This is a genomic window from Actinomadura sp. HBU206391 (genome assembly GCF_014323665.1).
Classification (GTDB): Bacteria; Actinomycetota; Actinomycetes; order Streptosporangiales; family Streptosporangiaceae; genus Actinomadura_C.
In genome coordinates, this window is the sequence record NZ_JABVEB010000005.1 from 53111 (window position 1) to 72620 (window position 19510).

General features: G+C 69.2%; 18 protein-coding genes, 1 tRNA gene and 1 riboswitch. Of the genes, 9 read left to right on the top strand and 10 right to left on the bottom strand.

Going from position 1 to position 19510, the window contains the following annotated elements:
* Positions 1–106: 106 nt before the first annotated feature.
* The 3 genes from tuf to HKK72_RS04425 form a co-directional block, all read right to left on the bottom strand.
* Positions 107–1288: an elongation factor Tu gene (tuf, locus tag HKK72_RS04415; protein ID WP_187232927.1), complete on the bottom strand. Its 1182-nt coding sequence runs from the start codon at positions 1286–1288 to the stop codon at positions 107–109.
* A 114-nt stretch (positions 1289–1402) separates the two neighbouring features.
* The gene (locus tag HKK72_RS04420; RefSeq protein ID WP_187232928.1) at positions 1403–1558 is read right to left on the bottom strand and encodes a hypothetical protein; all 156 of its coding nucleotides are present in this window, start codon (positions 1556–1558) and stop codon (positions 1403–1405) included.
* A gap of 123 nt (positions 1559–1681) precedes the next feature.
* Positions 1682–3043, bottom strand: coding sequence for an MFS transporter (locus HKK72_RS04425; RefSeq protein ID WP_315987074.1), 1362 nt, complete (start codon positions 3041–3043; stop codon positions 1682–1684).
* Positions 3044–3078: 35 nt separating this feature from the next.
* On the opposite strand from HKK72_RS04425, the gene HKK72_RS04430 reads away from it, so the two are divergent.
* The gene (locus HKK72_RS04430; protein ID WP_315987068.1) at positions 3079–4281 is read left to right on the top strand and encodes an arginine deiminase; all 1203 of its coding nucleotides are present in this window, start codon (positions 3079–3081) and stop codon (positions 4279–4281) included.
* Between the two features lie 78 nt (positions 4282–4359).
* On the opposite strand, the gene HKK72_RS04435 is transcribed toward HKK72_RS04430, so the two are convergent.
* The 4 genes from HKK72_RS04435 to HKK72_RS04450 all read right to left on the bottom strand — a co-directional run bounded on the left by HKK72_RS04435 (position 4360) and on the right by HKK72_RS04450 (position 9026).
* Positions 4360–4854 (bottom strand): ATP-binding protein, encoded by a 495-nt coding sequence (locus tag HKK72_RS04435; protein ID WP_315987069.1) that lies wholly within the window; start codon positions 4852–4854, stop codon positions 4360–4362.
* 270 nt (positions 4855–5124) lie between these two features.
* Entirely contained in the window at positions 5125–6996 is a 1872-nt protein-coding gene (locus HKK72_RS04440) for a PAS domain-containing protein (protein WP_187232930.1), read from the bottom strand.
* Positions 6997–7115: 119 nt separating this feature from the next.
* A complete protein-coding gene (locus HKK72_RS04445) occupies positions 7116–8474 on the bottom strand; it encodes a purine-cytosine permease family protein (protein WP_187232931.1) in 1359 nt (452 codons plus the stop codon).
* Positions 8464–8578: riboswitch (TPP riboswitch) on the bottom strand. Its footprint overlaps the gene before it by 11 nt.
* Positions 8579–8690: 112 nt before the next feature.
* Positions 8691–9026 carry a rhodanese-like domain-containing protein gene (locus HKK72_RS04450; protein ID WP_187232980.1) on the bottom strand — a complete coding sequence of 112 codons (336 nt, stop codon included), beginning with the start codon at positions 9024–9026 and terminating at the stop codon, positions 8691–8693.
* A 187-nt stretch (positions 9027–9213) separates the two neighbouring features.
* On the opposite strand from HKK72_RS04450, the gene HKK72_RS04455 reads away from it, so the two are divergent.
* Complete coding sequence (locus tag HKK72_RS04455) at positions 9214–9555, top strand: subtilase-type protease inhibitor (RefSeq protein WP_261986533.1); 342 nt, start codon at positions 9214–9216, stop codon at positions 9553–9555.
* 120 nt (positions 9556–9675) lie between these two features.
* Here HKK72_RS04455 and HKK72_RS04460 read toward each other — a convergent pair whose 3' ends face one another.
* Positions 9676–10536, bottom strand: coding sequence for an Fpg/Nei family DNA glycosylase (locus HKK72_RS04460; RefSeq protein ID WP_187232933.1), 861 nt, complete (start codon positions 10534–10536; stop codon positions 9676–9678).
* A gap of 289 nt (positions 10537–10825) precedes the next feature.
* Entirely contained in the window at positions 10826–11434 is a 609-nt protein-coding gene (locus HKK72_RS04465; RefSeq protein ID WP_187232934.1) for a TenA family protein, read from the bottom strand.
* 163 nt (positions 11435–11597) lie between these two features.
* Here HKK72_RS04465 and HKK72_RS04470 point away from each other — a divergent pair, with 163 nt between their 5' ends.
* A complete protein-coding gene (locus HKK72_RS04470) occupies positions 11598–12275 on the top strand; it encodes a GOLPH3/VPS74 family protein (protein WP_187232935.1) in 678 nt (225 codons plus the stop codon).
* A 787-nt stretch (positions 12276–13062) separates the two neighbouring features.
* Positions 13063–13248: a hypothetical protein gene (locus tag HKK72_RS40605; protein ID WP_261986534.1), complete on the top strand. Its 186-nt coding sequence runs from the start codon at positions 13063–13065 to the stop codon at positions 13246–13248.
* Between the two features lie 147 nt (positions 13249–13395).
* Here HKK72_RS40605 and HKK72_RS04480 read toward each other — a convergent pair.
* A tRNA-Leu gene (locus HKK72_RS04480) sits at positions 13396–13478 on the bottom strand.
* A gap of 109 nt (positions 13479–13587) precedes the next feature.
* Between HKK72_RS04480 and HKK72_RS04485 the strand changes: the two genes are divergently transcribed.
* From HKK72_RS04485 to HKK72_RS04505, 5 genes are all read left to right on the top strand, one after another.
* Positions 13588–14343, top strand: coding sequence for an FhaA domain-containing protein (locus tag HKK72_RS04485; RefSeq protein WP_187232936.1), 756 nt, complete (start codon positions 13588–13590; stop codon positions 14341–14343).
* Positions 14344–14354: 11 nt separating this feature from the next.
* On the top strand, positions 14355–14840 hold the full coding sequence (locus tag HKK72_RS04490; protein WP_187232937.1) for an FHA domain-containing protein: 486 nt from the start codon (positions 14355–14357) through the stop codon (positions 14838–14840).
* Positions 14837–16387: a PP2C family protein-serine/threonine phosphatase gene (locus tag HKK72_RS04495; protein ID WP_187232938.1), complete on the top strand. Its 1551-nt coding sequence runs from the start codon at positions 14837–14839 to the stop codon at positions 16385–16387. The genes HKK72_RS04490 and HKK72_RS04495 overlap by 4 nt, the downstream gene beginning before the upstream one ends.
* A 5-nt stretch (positions 16388–16392) precedes the next feature.
* Positions 16393–17940: an FtsW/RodA/SpoVE family cell cycle protein gene (locus HKK72_RS04500; RefSeq protein WP_187232939.1), complete on the top strand. Its 1548-nt coding sequence runs from the start codon at positions 16393–16395 to the stop codon at positions 17938–17940.
* A 100-nt stretch (positions 17941–18040) separates the two neighbouring features.
* Positions 18041–19501 carry a penicillin-binding transpeptidase domain-containing protein gene (locus HKK72_RS04505; protein ID WP_187232940.1) on the top strand — a complete coding sequence of 487 codons (1461 nt, stop codon included), beginning with the start codon at positions 18041–18043 and terminating at the stop codon, positions 19499–19501.
* The last annotated feature ends 9 nt before the right edge of the window (positions 19502–19510 follow it).

A 19510-nucleotide genomic window follows, 5' to 3' on the forward strand; every position in this document is an offset into this window, starting at 1 on the left:
CCACAACCGTGATCATGCAGTTGTTCGCGCCAGCGGGACCGCGCCGCCGGGATCGCGTTACCGGGGATCGCGTTACGGGGATCGCGTTACGGGCATCGCGTTGCCGTCAGTCGAGCAACGCGGTGACCGTGCCGGCGCCGACCGTACGGCCGCCCTCGCGGATCGCGAAGCCGAGCCCCTCGGTCATGGCGATCGGCTTGCCCAGCTCGACCGTCATCTCGACGGAGTCACCGGGCAGTGCCATCCCGCCCTCACCGAGGTCCACGTCGCCGACCACGTCGGTCGTGCGGAAGTGGAACTGCGGCCGGTAGTGGGTGAGGAACGGCCTGCTCCGGCCGCCCTCGTCGGCGGTCAGGACCCGTACCGCCGCCCGGAACCGCAGGTGCGGCCGGATGGAGCCCGGCGCACCCACCACCTGGCCGCGGCGGACCTGGTCCCGCTTGATCCCGCGGAGCAGCAGGGCCGTGTTGTCGCCCGCCTCGGCGTGGTCCATCGTCTGCCCGAACGTCTCGAGCCCGGTCGCGACCGACGAGAGCGTGTCGCCGAGGCCGACGATCTCGACGTGGTCGCCGAGGCGGATCGCGCCCTGGGCGACCACTCCGGTCACGACGGTGCCGCGGCCGGTGATCGTCAGTACGTTCTCGATCGGCATCTGGAACGGCTCGTCGAGGATCCGCGGCGGGATCGGCACGTACGCGTCGATCGCGTCGAGGAGCTCTCCTATCCGGGCCGTCCAGTACGCGTCGCCCTCGAGAGCGCGCAGACCCGAGACGCGGACGATCGGGATCTCCTCGCCCGGGAACCCGTACTCGGTCAGCAGGTCACGTACCTCCAGCTCGACCAGGTCGAGCAACTCGACGTCCTCGACCGCGTCCGCCTTGTTGAGCGCCACCACGATGTGGCGAACGCCCACCTGGCGGGCGAGGACCACGTGCTCACGCGTCTGCGGCATCGCGCCGTCCTGAGCCGACACCACGAGTACGGCACCGTCGAGCTGGGCCGCGCCGGTGATCATGTTCTTGACGTAGTCGGCGTGGCCCGGCATGTCGACGTGGGCGTAGTGCCTGGTGGCGGTCTCGTAGTGGACGTGCGCGATGTTGATGGTGATGCCGCGGTCGCGCTCCTCGGGGGCTCGGTCGATCCCCTCGAACGGCACCGGACGGGCCAGCCCTCGGTCGGCGAGCACCTTGGTGATCGCCGCCGTGAGCGTGGTCTTGCCGTGGTCGACGTGACCCATCGTGCCGATGTTGAGGTGCGGCTTGCTGCGCTCATAAAGCTGCTTGGCCATGACAGTCGTCCTCACTTCTGCGTGGAACAGGAATGTGAGAACCGGGCAGGCGATGCCTGCCTCAGTGACCACCCTCCTCCGCGGGTTCTCGTGCGAAGTCGGAACGGAGGAGGGTCAGCTTCGCGCGCCGTCAGCGTGTGCCGAGACAGATGCGTCGGCGAGCGGCGACAGGGTGACGGGCGCCGGGAACACGGCCGAAGCGTGGGCGGCCGGCACCGCGCCGTGCAGGGCGAACCCTGCCGGGGTGCTGGTGACGGCCGCGAAGAACATGCGTCAGACGGTAAGGCCGCCCATCCCCGTCAGTCGACAGGTTTTCCGGCCCGTGCACGGGCCGGCGACCCCAGCCGTAGGCCGATCAAGGGAAGCGGTGGTCCAGGGCACCCCGACGCTTGATCAGGACGGGTTCCCGGCGGGGCTGCGCCGAGGACGCAGGAGGACGAGCCCGGCGGCGGCTCCGGCGAACTGCAGGGCGGCCATCCCGAACAGCAGGCCATCGGCGCCCGCCGCATCGGCCAGGGCGCCGGTCAGCGCGGCGCCCACGGCCGCTGCGCCGATCTTGAGGCTGCCGCCCGTTGTGTTCACCTGCCCGAGCCGGTCGGCGGGGGACTCGCGCTGCCGCAGCGTCAGGGTGGCCGCGAGCACCGGGCCGTCCCAGAATCCCGCTGCCGTGAACCAGACGATGGCCCAGTACACCGATGTGGCGGTCGCCGCGCCGGCGAGGCTGACTCCGAGCGCCGCGATCCCGATGAGCACGATCCATTCGGCCTGTCGCCGGGACGACCAGCGGGCCGCGGCGAGGGATCCGGCCAGCGCTCCCACGGCGAACGCCACCAGGAAGTGACCTCCGACGCCGGCGTCCGCGCCCAGATGCTCGGCGAGCAGCACCGCGACCACGGGTACTCCGCCGATGGCGGCGAAGGCCAGCACGGTCGCGACGGTGATCGCTCGTAGTGGCCGGTTGCCGAACAGCACGACGACGCCGCCGGTCAGCACGCCGGTCATCGGGGCCGGCCCGGTGCGAGCCCCCGGCACGGGCGGCGTGACCGGATCGGGCGCCCACCCGGCCGGCAGAGCGGGATCGGGCACGGCCGGCCCGGGGGCGGGAACCGAGGGTACGGCGGGCACCGACTCCGTGGCCGGCCCGGGGACCACGCCTGGGACCGATCCCGGGGCAGGGTCGGACGGCGCCGCGGTGTCCGGGGCAGGGATGGCGAGGAAGAGCATGACCAGTGCCCCGAGCACGCCGAAGGCCACGACGACCACCGCCGCCTGCTGCGGTCCCTGCCAGGTCGCGACGCCCGCCACCACTCCCGGGCCGGCTATTCCAGCGACGTTGAAACTCGCCGACTCCAGGCCGTACGCCCTGGTCAGGCGGTCAGGTGCGACGATGCGCGGCAGCAGGCCGGCCACCGCCACCACGACCGGCTCCACACATCCCACGGCGATCGCGGTCACCAGGGCGAGCGCGATCGGCACGTTCCCGGCCACGGTGAGCAGGAGGGCGACCGCGACGGTGTAGGCGATCGCCAGCACCGCCACCTGCCGGCGGGGCCGGCGGGTGCGATCGAGGGCGTTGCCGACCAGTGGGCCGGACACGACGTACGGGAACAGAGCGGCGGACAGCAGAAAACCCGCCGAGGAGGCGTGTCCCGTCCGGTCCTCGACCAAGAGGACCAGCGCGGTGCCCAGGCCATCGACGGAGGAGCGCAGCAGCGTGGCCGCGACCAGGTGAATCGGGTGAGCCGGTCTGGTGATCTCAACATGCTACATACGGCGTTACGCTGCACAATGTGACTTATAGCTACCGTGTGGACAGTGAGGTCGGACGGCTCCGGGCCGTCGTGCTGCATCGCCCCGGTGCGGAGCTGAAGCGCCTCACTCCACGCAACAACGACAAACTCCTGTTCGACGGGATCCCATGGGTGGGCCGCGCGCAGGAGGAACACGACGCCTTCGCCGAGGCTCTACGGGGTCGCGGCGTCGAGGTGTTGTACGTCACCGAGCTGCTCCAGGAGGCACTGGAGTACCAGTCCGCGCGGCAGGAGGCGATCGCCGGCGTACTGACCGACGCCCGGCTCGGCGACCGGCTGCGGGGTGTGGCGGCGTCCTATCTCGCGGATCTCGACACCGAGAGCCTCGCCCATGTGCTGATCGCCGGGCTCGCCCATGAGGAGCTCAAGTCCGGCCACGGCCTGGTGTACGAGCTGATGGGCCGGCATGACTTCATCATCGACCCGCTGCCGAACCTGCTGTTCACCCGGGACTCCAGCGCCTGGATCGGCGACCGGGTCGCGGTGACGAGCCTGGCCATGCCCGCCCGGGAACGGGAGACCGCGCTCACCCGGCTGATCTACGGCCACCATCCGAGGTTCGCCGGGGTCGACACGCTGTACGAACCCGGCCTCGAGCACGTGGAGGGCGGCGACATCCTGCTGCTCGCCCCCGGAGTGATCGCCGTGGGCACCGGCGAGCGGACCACGCCGGCGGGCGTGGAGCGGCTCGCGCGCCGGGTCTTCGACGCGGGGCTGGCCCGCACCGTGCTGGCGGTCCCGATCGCCCAGGAACGGGCGACGATGCACCTGGACACGATCTGCACCATGGTCGACGTGGACACGGTGGTGATGTACCCGGCGATCGCCCACTCGCTGACCGCCTATACCGTGACGATGGCGGACGGCGAGCTGCGGATCGCCGCGGCCCGGCCGTTCCTGTCGGCCGCCGCGGACGCGATGGGCGTCGACCGGCTCAAAGTGATCGACACGGGGCTCGACCCGGTCACCGCCGAACGCGAGCAGTGGGACGACGGCAACAACACCCTGGCCGTGGGGCCACGCCTGGCGGTCGCGTACGAGCGGAACATCGAGACCAACGCCCAGCTCGAGGCCGCGGGCGTCGAGGTGATCAGGATCAAGGGCAGTGAGCTCGGCAGCGGCCGGGGCGGCCCCCGCTGTATGTCCTGCCCGATCGAGCGGGCCGCCCTGCCGGAGTCGTGACCACGGCCGGCCCGGTGGCGTGCTTGGAGGCTCGGATGCTGCCGACGGGGGCGCGGCAGCACCCGAGCTGGGATGACCCTAGCGGGTGCGGTTCAGCAGGTTGACGGCGGGGATGCCGGTTATGCCGGGCTGTGCCGTGACCACGGGCTGCGGGGTTTCCGCCGCTCGGCCGTTGCTGGTCTCCGTGGAGGGCAGGACCGCCCACACCGTGGTGCCGCCGTCCTCGTAGCGCACGCCCCAGCATTCCGCGAGGCTCTCCACGATGCCGAGCCCCCGCCCGCCGAGCGACGAGAGCGTGGGGTGATTGCGCCGGGGCTCCGTCATGGCTCCGCCGTCGCTGACAGCGATCTCGATCGCGTCACCGGTACTGATCCACGTGAGCTTGATCTGCCCTGAGGGCAACGGGCGAGCGTGCCTCAGCGCGTTGCTGAGCAGTTCGCTCATGATGACGTTCACGTCGTCGATGACCGATGGGAGGACCCCCGAGGCGATGAGCTCAGAACTGAGGCATTGCCGGGCGATCGCGACGCTGGATGGCGCATGTGGCAGCAATACGACGCTCGACGCCCTCACCTCCCCGTGGCCTCCCGAGTCCGAACACTCACCGTCGCATCCCCGGTACGACCGAAATGCCCAGTACGGGATACCCGGAAACCCACAGCAAACCATCGGCTACCAACACAACGAGTGACTAACTCTACAGACACCCCTACAGACCCCCTCAAAACCTCTGAAGCATCGCGATGCGTCTCGAACCGGACGCCCGTCGTGGTGGTGCACCAAGGTCGGTTAAAGACCTATCCACTCAACGCGGGATTACTCCTCCTGCGAGAGTTTCGTCCGTCACGGTGTGTGCAAGAACGAATCGTCCGCGGGCTTCAGCACGAGGCGCATGCACGTTCCACCGCACGTGCGAGAGTGTGCGGAGATGTCGCCCTGCTGTGCGAGGGCCAGCCGTTTCACGATGTACAGGCCGAGCCCGATCCCGCCGAACCGCCGGCGATCTCCGGCCTCGCCCTGGACGAACCGCTCGAAGATCCGCTCGTGGTCGCCGGACGCGATGCCGACGCCCTCGTCCTCGACCGTCACCACGATGTCCGCGCCGTCCAGCCCCGCCCGCACGTGGACGGTGCCGCCGTCCGGCGAGTACTTGAAGGCGTTCTCCAGCAGCTGGCCGATGATGATGTCGGTGGCCATCGCGTCACCGCTGATCTCCGGCAGGTCCGGCGGCACGTCGAGTTCCACCGTGTGCCGGTCCGACAGCGAGCGGAACCCCGCGACGGCCTGCCCGAGCAGCCGGACCAGATCGAACCGCTCGATCGTGACCTTGAGCTCGCCGGCACCCGCACGCGACCCGAGCAGCAGGTTCTCGACCAGCCGCGCGAGCGAATGCGCGCGTTCGGCGATCGTCGCGACCGCCTGCCTGCGATCGTCGTCGGTGAGCTTGTCCCACCGGTTCACCAGCGTGCTGGCGAACCCCTGGACGACCGTGATCGGGGTACGGAGCTCGTGACTGGTCGTGGCCAGGAACAGATCCTTGGCCTCCTCGAGGGCCTTGGCGTCGGAAACGTCACGGAAGTCGACCACCAGCTCGTCGGTCTCCTCGATCTCCGCGCACAGCACATTGAGCCAGGTGCCGCCGGTCAGCCGATGCGTGACCATCTCACCGGGCAGGGGCTGCGGGAACGGCAGATGCTGCCCGATCGCCACGTCCGACGGCACACCGGTGATGGCATGGGCGGCCGGGTTCCACTGCCGTACGACGCCGTCCCGGTCGAGCACGGCGATACCGTCCGCGCTCGCGTCGATGACCGCCCGCTCGTGGGCGCGCTGCCGGACCACCTTGGAATAGGCGACGGCGTTGCCCACGGCGACCCCGGCGTGCCCGGCGAGGAGTTCGAGCACCTCCAGCTCGCTGTGGCCGACCTTCTGCCCCGAGAACAGCGCATACAGCGCGCCGTACGGCGCCTGCTGCAGGTAGGACAGGCTCAGCGCGATCGTGTGGAGGCCCGGCAGCTCAGACCAGATCAGCTCGTCGAGCCGGCGGTGACCGGTCGCGAGCATCACCGTCTTGCCGGTGCGGAGCAGCTCGCCGACCAGGCTCGGGTGCAGTTCCGCGACGGAGTCGTTGAGGTGCTCTGGGAGCCCGCGCATGCTGACCAGCCTGAGCTTGTCCCCGTCGATCCGGACGAACCCGCCGGCATCGGCGCCGGTGAGCTCGATCAGCGCGCCGGTGATCCGGTCGAGCACGGTGGCCAGGTCGAGCTCGGCGTTGAGGTCGGCGATCACGTCGTTGAGGCGGCGGACGAGGCGGGCCCGCTCTGTCGCGTGATGCTGGGCCGCCTCGTCCTCCTCGACCGGGTGGAAGACGCTCACCCAGCCGATCAGCTCATCGCCCGCGTCGCGCAGGACGCTGGTGTCGATCCGTACGTCGATCAGGTGCCCGTCCCGGTGGAACCTGCGGGTCGCGATCGAGATCTGCCCGCCCTCACGGATCCGCTCGAGCACGGCGTTGTGCTCGGCCTTGAGCTCGTCGGGCACGATCGGCGGGATCTTGCCGAGCACGTCGCCGGCGGCCCAGCCGAACATCCGCTCCGCCGCCGGATTCCAGACCGTCACGGCGAAATCGGGATCGACGGCGACGATGGCATCCGCCGCGCACTCGATGACCGCGCGGACGATCGGATCGTGGACGTCCCCTTGCACGTTTGTCATGGTGCCACCGGATGCCACCTGACGGCGCCTGAAGTGCCGTGGAAAAGTTCCGACGGTTCCCCGGCCCACTCCGCAGGATCGTCACTGATCAGCGTGATCGCACGAAGGTTTCCCGGTGGTCAGCGCCGCGTGAGCCGGCCGATGAGGTACGTCGCCAGGGCCGCTGCGGCGAACGCGAGCAGCGATGCGCTCATCCAGGAGGACGGGGAGAAGTGCAGCAGGTCCTGCACATCGCCCCAGAAACCGCTCCACCAGCCGACGCCGCCCGGGTTGATCAACTGATAGAGGGCGAAGCCGACCGCCCAGGCGGCGATCATGCCCCACCGCGAGGGCGCCGTACGTGAGACGTCCCAGGCACGGCCGCGGTGCAGCACGAAGAAGTCGACCGCCAGCACGCCCAGCATGGGGACGAACACCGAGCCGATGAGCGACAGGAAACTCGAGTAGTCGCCGATGTCGACCAGCAGTGCCAGCACCGTGATCAGTACACCAAGCGCGATCGACAGGACCCGGCGGTCGGCTCTCGGCGCGAGATTCTGGAGCGAGACGGCGGTGGAATAGACGTTGGCGAACGACTGGTCCGCCTCGCGGAGCACGAAGATCCCGAAGAACACGGCGCCCAGCGCCACGTGGAGGAACGGGTCGAAGACCTTGGAGGAGTCGCCGGCCACCAGCGCCAGCGCGATGAGCCCCAGGACATAGGCGACGATCTGGGTGACCGAGTACCCGATCGCCGCGGCGCCGAAAGCCCCGCGCGCCGTACGGGCATGGCGTGTGTAGTCGGCCGCCATCGGGACCCAGGAGATCGAGACGGCCAGTGCGGCGTCGGCGCCCAGCCAGAACTGTCCCCAGCCCCCCTCGGTGAGGTCGGGCAGCGGTTCGCGCAGCAACTGGACATAGAAGTAGACGAGAGAGATCGCGACCGCGATGGTGACGTAGCGGCGCAGCATCCGGACCGAGCCGAGCGGCCAGATGGTCAGCACCGTAGTGATCACGCCGGCGGCGACGACGTAGCTCCACCGCGGGATGTCGTCGTACAGCGCCCGCGCCGCATCGGCGATCACGACCAGCTCGAAGGTGCCCCACCCGATCAGCTGGGCCACGTTCAGCACGGTCGGGAGATACGACAGCCGGGCCCCGAACAGCCCGCGCAGCAGCACCATCGCGGGCTGACCGGTGCGGGCGCCGGGCACCGCGGCCACCCCGAGCATCAGCCCGCCGAGCACCGTACCGACGATCATCGCCGTGATGCCGGCGGTGATCGCGAGCTGCGGGACGCCGTTCGCGTCCGGGGCCAGCACGGTGTAGGCCCCGGAGAAGGCGAACAGGCTCACCCCGAGATTCGCCCAGAACGCCCCCTGGTCCCAGAAGCTCAGGACCTTCGGCGCGGGCTCGTCGAGGGTGTAGGGGACCTCGTTGGGTCGGCCGTCCTTGTTCGGACGCTCGTTGTTCAGATGCTTCTGGACGGCGGCGCTCAACGCACTCTCCCTACGCCGGCATTACCCGGACAGGTTCATGCGGTCGGCGACGCTGTCAGTCGCCCTCTCAGCCCGGTTCCGCCCGAGCTCCCGCGGTCTTCAGTTAGTTAGACGGGCAAATAGTACAGGTCCAGCACTCGGCCCGCCAGGCTCCACCGGTCTGGCGTTGTGGGCGGTCAGGCCGTTCGGCGGGTCGGAAGACGCGGGCTCGGGCGCTCAGACCACGTAGGGCTCCAGGCTCGTCTCACTGACCATCGGACGCCCCGCCTCGGCCCAGCGCTGCATGCCGCCGTCGACGTTCGCCGCCTGCCAGCCGGCGTTGTTGAGCGCGACCGTGACCTGCGCCGACCTGGCACCGGACCGGCAGATCACGTAGACGTCCTGATCGCGTGGGATCTCACCGGCCCGATCACTGAGCTCGCGCATCCGGATGTGCACCGCCCCCGGTGCGTGGCCCGCCAGCCATTCCTCCGGCTCCCGGACGTCCAGCAGATACGCACCTTCCGGGACGGCCGTGGCGTCGACCACCGGAATGTTCTCCCCGAGATTCATCACGATCCCATGGAACCCCGAGGAACCCGTCCACGTCGAATCTCGCATGCGGTATCGGATGCTCTTTTTCACAGTGCCTGGCCTCGCGGTGATCGTATCTCTGGCGAGTTGCGGCTCTGAGCAGGCCAAAGGCGCTCCGAGCCGGACCCCTTCCGGGGTGGTCGCCACCCCGAGTCCGGCACAGCCCATGACCGATCTCACTATCCAGGTGAAGTCGCCCACGTCATCGACCGAACCGCCCGCCGAGGCGCCCACCAAGAGTTGGACGCTCTCCTGTGATCCGCCGGACGGCACCCACCCCGACCCGACCGCCGCGTGCGCGGCGCTGGGCAAGGCCCCGGACCCGTTCGCGCCCGTCCCCAAGGACCGGCAGTGCACGATGATCTTCGGCGGGCCCGAGGAGGCGACCGTCGCCGGCACCTGGAAGGGCAAGCGGGTCGACGCGAAGTTCAACCGCAAGAACGGCTGCGAGGTGTCCCGTTGGAGCGGGCTCGCCCCCGTGTTCGGCAAACTCCCCCAGGCCGGCTGACCTCCCGTCGGCAGCGGTGATCCGGCGGTCATGATCTGGCGGTCGTCCCGTGCGCGGACGGCCACCAGATCACCGCCGCGAGAGCCACCGCTGCGGTCCACGCCCGGTTGGAGCGCGGACTCACTTGAGCAGCCGGGACAGCCTGCGGTCGGCGAGAGGCTTCCCGCCGGTCTGGCAGGTGGGGCAGTACTGCAGTGCCGAATCGGCGAACGACACCTCCCTGATCGTGTCGCCGCAGATCGGGCACTTCTCACCGGCTCGCCCGTGCACGCGCAGCCCGAGTTTCTTCTCCGCCTTCAGGTCGCCGGCCGCGAGTCCCTCGGAGCGGCCGACCGCCTCCCTCAGCGTCATCACGATCGAGCCGTGCAGGAGCTCGACCTCCTCTTCCGTGAGGGTCGCGGCGATCTTGAACGGGGACATCTTGGCGACGTGGAGGACTTCGTCGGAGTAGGCGTTGCCGATCCCCGCGATGATCCGCTGATCGCGGAGCAGCCTCTTGATCTGCGTACGGCGGTCGCCGACGATCTCCTGCAGCGTCGCCACCGTGAAGGTCTCTGACAGCGGGTCCGGGCCGAGGGCCGCGATGCCGGGGACGTCCGCGGGATCTCTGACGACATAGACGGCAAGGCCCTTCTTGGTGCCGGCCTCGGTGAGGTCGAATCCCGAGCCGTCGTCCAGATGGACGCGCAGCGCGAGCGGCCCCTTGCCGGGCCGCACCGGTTTGACCGGGATCTCTTCCTTCCACCGCAGCCAGCCCGCGCGGGCGAGATGGATGACGAGGTGCAGTCCGTCGACATCGAGGTCGAGGAACTTGCCATATCGACCGACCGCCGTGACTGGCAGACCGCCCAGGCCGGTCACAGGGGGGTCGTAGGTCTTGAGTGCGGAGATGGCGAGCACATCGATCCGTGCGATCACGCGACCGACCGCGCGTTCCCGAAGGAACGCCGCGAGCGCCTCGACCTCGGGTAGCTCAGGCATCCCTCAAGTATGGGCGACCATCCCGTGGGGGCAAGCCGACCTTCCACAGGCCTGTGGACGGCTGTGGAAAAGCCTGTGCGTAACCCCGGATCCAGGTGCGGCTTCAGGGTTTCCGAGCTCCGTACCATGGCAGAAGCGGGCAAACCGCCAAGGCGCGGCGGTTCCGGCCGTCACAACGCCTGTGGATAACTCTCCGTAACGTGCCGGCGGAAAGACCACTGAAGATCGGCGCCACGCCGGAACGGCCCCACCTGCGGAACGGCCGCGCCGTCGGCCCGGCGGGCGTGCCTCAGGCCGGCACGTCCCAGAACGCGATCTCGTGGCGCATGCCGTCGAGAAAGAGCGACTCGGCCCGAGCCGGATCCGGTGCCGCCTCGTCGATCATCTGCGCGCAGCGCCGGGCCAGCGCCGCGAATCCCGGGTCGGCGTACGTATCGACCCACCGCCGTAGGCGGGGCTCCTCCGGCGGATTCGTCGCCAAGATCGCGCCCAGCTCCGAGTAGCCCCACATGCAGGGGTACAGGGCCGCCAGTCCCTCGCCGTAGAGCGCGGCGGCGTCGAGCAGGAACGCGGTGTAGGCCGCGCACGCCGGGCTCTTGCGCGCGCCGCCGAGGTCGGCGTCGAACTCGGCGGCCAGCGAACGGTGCAGCGACAGTTCCTCGTGGAAGGTGGAGTGCGCCAGGTCGACGAGGTCGCCCAGGTGCTCGGACGGCGCCTGCCAGGCCAGCCGGGAGAACACCCTCACGTAGTCCAGCAGGAACAGGTAGTCCTGCTCGAGCCAGGATCTGAAGACCGCCTCGTCCAGATCGCCTCTCGCGATCCCGGCCACCGTCGGGTGCTTCAGTTGCTCCTCGACCAGCGGCCGGCCGATCTCATGCAACCGCGCCGACAGACTCATGGTCGGAAGTGTCCCATTGCCCGCCAGAGGCCGGCCACGTGGCGCGCGTCGGGACTTCCGGACGCTCAGGTAACTTCCGGCTTCGGTTCGGTGTCGAGCCGACGCGGCAGCGATGTGACGTGCATCACTTTCCGCCTGAGGGCGATCGGGTAATGGAGGGGCCATGACGGACACGAACCTGACCATCGCCGAGGCCTTCGTACTGCTGTCCCTGCGCGAGGAGAACGGCAAGCCGCTGATCGGCTCGACCGAGGCCGTCACCGCCGTCGCCGGGGCCCTGCTGACCGACCTGGTCATCGCGGGCCGCCTCGGCATCGACGACGACGACCGCATCACGTGCACGGACCCGTCACCGACCGGCGATCCCGAACTCGACGCGGCGCTGAGCCGCATCGCCGAGGAGAAGAAGCAACGCAAGGCCAAGTGGTGGGTCTCGAAGCTGCGCTCAGAGAGCCTGCGGAAACGGCTGACCGGCCGGCTGGCCGAACGCGGCATCCTTCGCGAAGAGCGCGGCCGCGTGCTCGGCGTCTTCCCCACCACCCGCTACCCCGAGCAGGACCCCGTGCCGGAGCAGCAGATACGGGCCGACCTGCGCTCCGCGATCGACGGCGCCCGGCCCAACGCTCACACGGCATGCCTGTTCGCCCTGATCCACGCCTGCAAGCTCGACCGGAAGATCTTCCCGGACGTCGCCAAGTCGCTCCTCAAGCAGCGCGCGCAGGAGATGGCCGAGGGCGAGTGGGCCGGCGCGGCCGTACGAAAGGTCATCAGTGAGGTTCACGCCGCGACCACGGCCGTCCTCGTGGCCACGACGACCGCCACGACAGCGGGGAGTTCCTGACCCCCACCCCGCCAAGGCAGGCGAAACCCCGCCCAGGCGGGCGTGACCCAGCCCGGACGGGCGCACGTCCCGCCCAAACGCCGCCGTGATCATGCAGTTGTTCCCGCCCGGGCGTTCCCGCCAGCACGGGCACACCGCGAACAACTGCATGATCACGGCTGAAGTGGCGACATCCACCGGTCGTGATCATGCAGTTGTTCGCAGGGACTCGTCGGACGGCCTGGGATGAGAAGAGAACAACTGCATGATCACGGCGGGGGAGGTGGACGGGGATGTGACCTAGGCGGGTGACGTCGCGGCGCCGCTTGCCCCGGGCCTCGGTATCGGTTCGCAAGACGTCGCGGCGCCGGTTGCACCGGCCTCTTGGTATCGGTTCGCAATCGCACCAATCCGGTCCGCACACGGCTCCGAATGCTCCGTGTGACAGGCGAACCGGTACGCCGCCCCGCCGCCGCATCCCTCGGCCTCCTCGCCGCCGCGGCGGCGATGGGGGTCGCGGAACTCGCTGCGGGCCTGCTCGGCCGCGCCGGAGCCGCACCGCTGTTCGCCGTCGGCGCGGCCGGGGTCGATCTGACCCCGCAGTGGCTCAAGGACTTCGCGATCCGCCGGTTCGGCGCCCACGACAAGCTCGTCCTGCTCTGCGATATCGGCGCGGGCATCGTGGTCATCGCTCTCGTCATCGGCCTGCTCGCCCGGCGCCGCCCGGTGTACGGAACGGTGGGGCTCGGGCTGCTCGGCGCGCTCGGCGGCGTGGCCGCGATCTCCCGTCCGGGTGCGAGGGGAACCGATGTGCTCCCGTCCGCCGCCGGGGCCGTGGTGGGAGCGCCGGCGCTCACCCGCCCTCGTGCGCGCGATGCGACAGGGCACCGCCGTCCGGTCGCGGGTCGAGACCGTAGCCGGCGTGGTCTGCGGGAACGTCAAGACCGCCAATGCCACCGTCTACACCATCGACAGCGTGCTGATGCCCAAATAGGGACACAGCACGGCAAATCCCCTATCGGGGCAGGTCAGACGCCGTCGCCCCGTACACTGCCCATAACAAGCAATCGGGCCCCGGTGCTTGCCGCACTGGGGCCCGTTACGTCACTGTGGGGGTCAGTATCACATCGCTGTCCCCGAGTGGGCGAGGAGGGATTTGAACCCTCACGTCCTTGCGGACACACGGACCTGAACCGTGCGCGTCTGCCGTTCCGCCACCCGCCCTGGGCGCGTGGAAAGGTTAGCACGGCTCGGGCACGAGGTCGGAACGTGCATGCTTCCTGCGAACCTCCGCACGGATACGATCGTCTAGCAGTGGGGAAGGGAGGTGCCCGTGGGTGTCCTACAGCGCTTCGAGCGACGGCTCGAGGGCATGGTCGAGGGTGCCTTTGCGCGAGCCTTCAAGTCGGAGCTACAGCCGGTTGAGGTCGCGAGCGCCGTACAGCGGGAAATGGACGAGCGGGCCGCGATCGTGGCCCAGGGCCGCACGCTCGTCCCGAACGACTTCGTGGTCGAGATCTCACCGACGGACGGGCAACGGCTGGCGGTCTACGCCGACAGCCTGAGCCAGGAGCTCGCCAACCTTGCGCGGGAGTACGCGAAAGAGCAGGGGTACTCCTTCGTCGGGCCGGTGCGGGTGCGGTTCGAGAACGCCGGTGATCTCGCGACCGGCATGTTCCGGATCCGGTCCGGCGTGATCCGCGGCTCGACGGTCGAGGGCGGCGAGATCCGGCAGCCGAGGAGCGACCTGCCACCCGGCGGTCCCGGCGTCTTCGGCGGTCGGCCACGACTCCTCGTGACCACGGCCGGCGAGGGTGGCGGTGCCGGCGTGCAGCGGTCGTACGACATCACCACTCCGGTGACGCTGCTCGGCCGGGGAACGGACTGCGATCTACGGCTGGTCGACCCGGGCGTATCACGGCATCACGCCGAGATCCGCGTAGAGGGTCCCGAAATAGTCCTTGTGGACCTAGGGTCAACAAACGGCTCATTCATGAACGGGCAGCCGATTCGACGCGTCACACTTGTCGACGGTTCTCGTATCACGATGGGCCGGACGACCCTGGTGTTCCGCCGCGATAGGGAGTAGCCCCGACTCCGATGACCGCACTGACCCTGACTCTCATCAAGCTGGCATTCCTCGCGGTGCTGTGGCTCTTCGTCATTGCCACGGTCGGCGTGATTCGGGCCGACCTGTTCGGCTCGAAGGCCGCCACGAGATCGGCATCCCGGCCGGCCAGGCAACCCAAAGCGCCCCGCCAACCGAAGCCGCCCTCCCGGCCCAGCAGACAGAACGTGCCCAGCAAGCTCGTTGTGACTCAGGGCGCCCTGCAGGGCACGACCTTCGACCTCGGAGAGGCCCCCATCACAATCGGCCGAGCCAATGACTCCACGCTCGTGGTCACCGACGACTACGCTTCGAGCCGACATGCCCGAATTTTCGCGCAGGACGGTCAGTGGATCGTGGAAGATCTCGGTTCGACCAATGGGACCTATCTCGGACGTACGAGAGTGACCCGGCCCGCGCCGGTCCCTCTCGGCGTACCAATCCGTATCGGCAAAACCGTCGTTGAGCTGCGCAAATGAACATAGGAATTCGTTACGCCGCCAGGTCGGACGTCGGCATGCTCCGTGAGGGCAACGAGGATTCGGCCTACGCGGGCACTCGCCTGCTCGCGGTCGCCGACGGCATGGGGGGCCATGTCGGGGGCGAGATCGCCAGCGCCGCGGCCATCGACGCCCTGCGCAAGCTCGACGCCGACGTACCCGCGGCCGAGCTTCTCGCAGCGCTGGAACACGCCGTCAAGCAGGCCAACGAGAACCTGCACCGCATCGTCGAGGGCGACCCGACCCTGCAGGGCATGGGCACGACGCTGACCGCGATGCTGTGGTCCGGCAGCCAGATCGCGCTCGTGCACATCGGCGACTCCCGCGCCTATCTGCTCCGCAACGGCGAGCTCTTCCAGATCACGCACGACCATACTCTCGTGCAGTCCCTGGTCGACGAGGGCCGGATCAGCATCGACGAGGCGGCCGTGCACCCGCAGCGCTCGCTGCTGCTGAGGGCCCTGGACGGGCGCGGGGAGGTCGATCCCGACCTGTCACTGCGCGAGGCACGCGTCGGCGACCGCTATCTGCTGTGCTCCGACGGCCTTTCCGGTGTGGTCAGCGCTGAGACCATCCACCAGGTGCTGACCGGTGTCGCCGACCCTGAGCAGGCCGTACGCCAGCTCATCGATCTGGCCAACCGGGGCGGCGGGCCGGACAACATCACCTGTGTCGTGGCCGACGTGGCCGACCTGAGCCAGCAGCTACCGGCCGTACGGCCGGTCGTCGCGGGCGCGGCGGCCAACTCGGGCGGCCCGCCCGGGCAGACGTCCGGCGGCCCCGCCCCGGCCATGGTCGAGGACACCCCGGCGCAGCGCGCCAGGCAGCTCGGCGACACCATGCCGCAGCCGCCGATCGCCGTCGACGAGATGCCCCCGCCGGCGCCCGCCCCTGCCATGGCGGGTGCGGGCGACCCGATGCGGAGGTCGCCGCACGCCCGCCCGCGGCGGAGCTGGACCTGGCTGGTCGTCGCCGTCGTCGTGTTCGCCCTGCTGATCGTGGGCGGCGGCTTCGCCGGCCTGCGATTGCTGCGGAGCGGCTACTACGTGACCGCCGACAAGGGCACGGTCGCCATCTACAAGGGCTCGCCTGACGGCGTCTTCGGGCTCGACATGTCACAGAAGGCCAAGGACCAGCCGTCTCCGCCGGTGCCGCTCAGCGATCTTCCCCCCGACCGGCGCAAGCAGGTGACCGACACGATCCAGGTCGACGGAGGCCTGACCGCCGCCAAGAACACCGTCAACGAACTCCGCGCCGCGCTGTGCCGCTACACGGTCGCGTCGGAGAAGGAGAACGTACTGATCTTCCAAGGCCGCGGGCAGGTGGACAAGGGCTGCTCGGGCGCATCGATCACCGGCACCCCGGCCCTTAAGATCAACGATCTGCCGAACTCCGACAAGGAGGCCGTGCGGAAGGGCATCGCCAGCGAGAGCCGTGAGGGCGCACAGGCCACTCTGACCGAGTTGATCGCCAAGCGTGACACCTGCCGCACGACGCCCACCGCCCTGCCGGACTGCCCGAAGTAGACATCATGAGTTCAGTGTCCGAACAAGTCCCGCGAACCCCGCGAAAAGGCGCCTCACTGTCGCTGCTCGTCTTCGCGATGGTGGTCACGCTCGCCGCTTTCGCACAGGTGGGGCTGGCCCGGGACGGCGGCCTGCCCAAGGGCCTGTTCTTCTATTCCGTCGCGCTTCCGGTGCTGGCGGGCGCCGCCTATTACGTCGTCGCCAGGTTCACCCCGTACGCCGATCCGGTGCTGCTGCCGCTGGCGGTCCTGCTCAACGGGATCGGCATCGCGATGATCTACCGTCTCGACCTCGACACAAGCCGCACCAAGATCGCCGCCGTCCAGGCGGGCCAGAAGCTCGCCGAGGACGAGGCCAAGGCGCTCACGCAGCTGCAGTGGACGTTCATCGGCATCGCGCTCTTCGTCATCGCCATGGTCATGATGCGCGACACCAAGGGCGATCAGCGCTTCACGCTCACGCCCAAGACGCTGCAGCGCTCCACCTACACGCTCGGCGCCCTCGCCATTCTGCTGCTGCTCCTGCCGATCGTGCCGGGCATCGGCGGCGAGGTGAACGGCGCTCGGGTCTGGGTCTTCATCGGCCCGTTCTCGGTCCAGCCGGGCGAGTTCGCCAAGCTGCTGCTGGTCGTCTTCTTCGCCGGCTATCTGGTGAACAAGCGGCAGGCACTGTCGCTGGTCGGCAAGAAGATCGGCTTCCTCTCCCTGCCGCGCGCCCGCGACCTCATGCCGATCCTGGTGATCTGGTTGATCACGCTCGGCGTGCTGTTCGTCCAGAAGGACCTGGGCACCGCGCTCCTGTACTTCGGGCTGTTCGTGTCGATGCTCTACATCGCCACCCAGCGGATCTCGTGGGTGTTCATCGGCACCGGGCTGCTGGCCTTCGGCATCTTCGTGGCCACGCTGATCCCGTTCCTCGGCCACGTGAACCAGCGAATCGACATCTGGCAGAACCCCAAGCCGTACTTCGACGGCGGGTGCCTGCTCGACAGCGGCAAGGTCGTGTCGGTGGCCCCCGACACCCTGAAGCCTGGCGAGAACGGCTTCGGCAAGTGCCTCCAGATGGGCGGCGAGTACGCCGACAGCGCCCAGTTGCTGAAGGGCGTCTACGCGCTCGGCGAGGGCGGGGTGCTCGGCACCGGGCTCGGCCAGGGCGAGCCCTGGCGCACACCGCTGTCGTTCAGCGACTTCATCTTCGACTCGCTCGGCGAGGAGCTCGGCCTCACCGGCCTCATGGCGCTGCTCGTCTGCTACGCGTTGATCGTGCAACGGGGTATGAAGACCGCGCTCGCCGCGCGTGACCCCTTCCTCAAGCTGTTCGCCGGCGGCGTCTCGTTCGTCCTCGCCCTCCAGGTCTTCGTGATCGTCGGGGGAGTGACCCGGCTGATCCCGCTGACCGGCCTCACGACGCCGTTCCTGTCCCAGGGCGGTTCGTCGCTGATGGCGAACTGGATCTTGATCGCGCTACTGATCCGGATGAGTCACGACGCGCGCAAGCCGCCCCCCCAAGCCATCCAGGACGAGGGCATGACGCAGGTCGTGATGACACGATGAGCAGACCCGAGAACCGGCGAGGGAGCGCCGCGAGCGCCGCTCCCGGCGCGCACTGTCGCATCGCCCCGCCGGCCGGGCGCACGAGGCAGGGAGCGGAACCATGGATCTAGACAAGCCACTGAGGCGCGTGTCGATCTTCGCGCTCTTGCTGATCCTCGCCCTGATGATCAATGTGAACTACATCCAGGGCAGCGAGGCCGAGAACCTGCGGAAGGACAAGCTCAACTCCCGGCAGTACGCCGACGTCTTCAACCGCGACCGTGGTTCGATCATCGCCGGCGCCGAGACGCTGGCGTCGTCCAAGGAAAGCGGGAAGAGCAACCCGAAGTACCAGCGGGACTACAAGGACGGCGTGATCTTCTCCCCCGTCACCGGCTTCTTCTCGTCCACCGGTGGCCGGTCCGGCCTCGAGGTGGCCTACAGCTCCCTGCTCGACGGCCAGGACAAGCGGTTGTCGGCCAAGCGCTGGTTCGACTCCTTCATCGGCAAGCCCACCGAGGGCGCGAACGTGGTGACCACGATCGACCCCCGGGCGCAGCGCACCGCCTACACCGCCCTGAAGGGCACCACCACGCGCCGCGCGGCCGCGGTGGTCATGGACATCAAGACGGGGGCCATCAAGGTCCTGGCCTCCTACCCGTCCTACGACCCGCAGGCGATCGCCCCCCAGACGGGGGACAAGGGCGCCAAGGAACTCGCGCGCCTCGACGACGCCAACTTCAAGCCCCTGGTCAACAAGGCGCTGAACGAGACCTTCCCACCCGGATCGTCGTTCAAGACCGTGGTCGCGGCCACGATGATGGCCGACAAGGGGCTCACCACCGACAGCGTGGTCCCGACCGGCACGCTGATCCTGCCCGAGTCGCGCAGGCCGCTGCCGAACTCGCACGAACATGGGGCATGCGGCGGCAGCGCGTCGCTGATCAACGCTTTCGCCGAGTCGTGCAACACCACGTTCGGTGACATGGCGCTCAAGCTCGGTGCGCCCGCGCTCAACGCAGGTGCCGCCAAATTCGGCTTCGGCAAGAAGGTGCAGGTCGAGCCGGACCTGTTCAGCGCCGAGAGCGACGTGCCCGTCAAGGAGCCGAACGGCCAGCCGCTGGGCGGTGACAACCTGGGCCGGAGCGGCATCGGCCAGGCCAACGTCCGGGCGACCCCCCTGCAGATGGCGATGGTCGCGGCCGCCGTGGCGAACAAGGGCAAGATCATGAAGCCGTACCTCGTGGACAAGGTGCGCGCGGACGACCAGTCAGAGCTCTACAGCGCGAGCCCTGAGCAGTACGCCCAGGCCATGAGCGGCGGCGTCGCCGACCAGCTCAAGCAGATGATGGCCGCCGTGGTGAACAGCGGTACCGCCACGAACCTGCGGGGCACCAACATCGCCGGCAAGACGGGTACCGCCGAGACCGGTATCGCCGCCAACAACAGCCGGTGGTTCGTGGGCTACAGCCCGGTCGAGAGCCCGCGCTACGCGTTCGCCGTCGTCACCGAGGGCGCCGGAGCGGCCGCCACCAACGCGGGCAACCCCGCCGCGACCATCATGCAGGCGGTGCGGCGTTGAGCGACCCGA

Bases quoted from the DNA above. Each gene is read 5' to 3' on its own strand.
- HKK72_RS04420 (WP_187232928.1), bottom strand. From the start codon at position 1,558: ATGTTCTTCGCGGCCGTCACCAGCACCCCGGCAGGGTTCGCCCTGCAC.
- HKK72_RS04450 (WP_187232980.1), bottom strand. From the start codon at position 9,026: ATGAATCTCGGGGAGAACATTCCGGTGGTCGACGCCACGGCCGTCCCG.
- HKK72_RS04455 (WP_261986533.1), top strand. From the start codon at position 9,214: ATGACCGATCTCACTATCCAGGTGAAGTCGCCCACGTCATCGACCGAA.
- HKK72_RS04465 (WP_187232934.1), bottom strand. From the start codon at position 11,434: ATGAGTCTGTCGGCGCGGTTGCATGAGATCGGCCGGCCGCTGGTCGAG.
- HKK72_RS04490 (WP_187232937.1), top strand. From the start codon at position 14,355: ATGACCGCACTGACCCTGACTCTCATCAAGCTGGCATTCCTCGCGGTG.
- HKK72_RS40605 (WP_261986534.1), top strand. From the start codon at position 13,063: ATGTGCTCCCGTCCGCCGCCGGGGCCGTGGTGGGAGCGCCGGCGCTCA.
- HKK72_RS04460 (WP_187232933.1), bottom strand. From the start codon at position 10,536: ATGCCTGAGCTACCCGAGGTCGAGGCGCTCGCGGCGTTCCTTCGGGAA.
- HKK72_RS04470 (WP_187232935.1), top strand. From the start codon at position 11,598: ATGACGGACACGAACCTGACCATCGCCGAGGCCTTCGTACTGCTGTCC.
- HKK72_RS04495 (WP_187232938.1), top strand. From the start codon at position 14,837: ATGAACATAGGAATTCGTTACGCCGCCAGGTCGGACGTCGGCATGCTC.
- HKK72_RS04505 (WP_187232940.1), top strand. From the start codon at position 18,041: ATGGATCTAGACAAGCCACTGAGGCGCGTGTCGATCTTCGCGCTCTTG.
- HKK72_RS04440 (WP_187232930.1), bottom strand. From the start codon at position 6,996: ATGACAAACGTGCAAGGGGACGTCCACGATCCGATCGTCCGCGCGGTC.
- tuf (WP_187232927.1), bottom strand. From the start codon at position 1,288: ATGGCCAAGCAGCTTTATGAGCGCAGCAAGCCGCACCTCAACATCGGC.
- HKK72_RS04500 (WP_187232939.1), top strand. From the start codon at position 16,393: ATGAGTTCAGTGTCCGAACAAGTCCCGCGAACCCCGCGAAAAGGCGCC.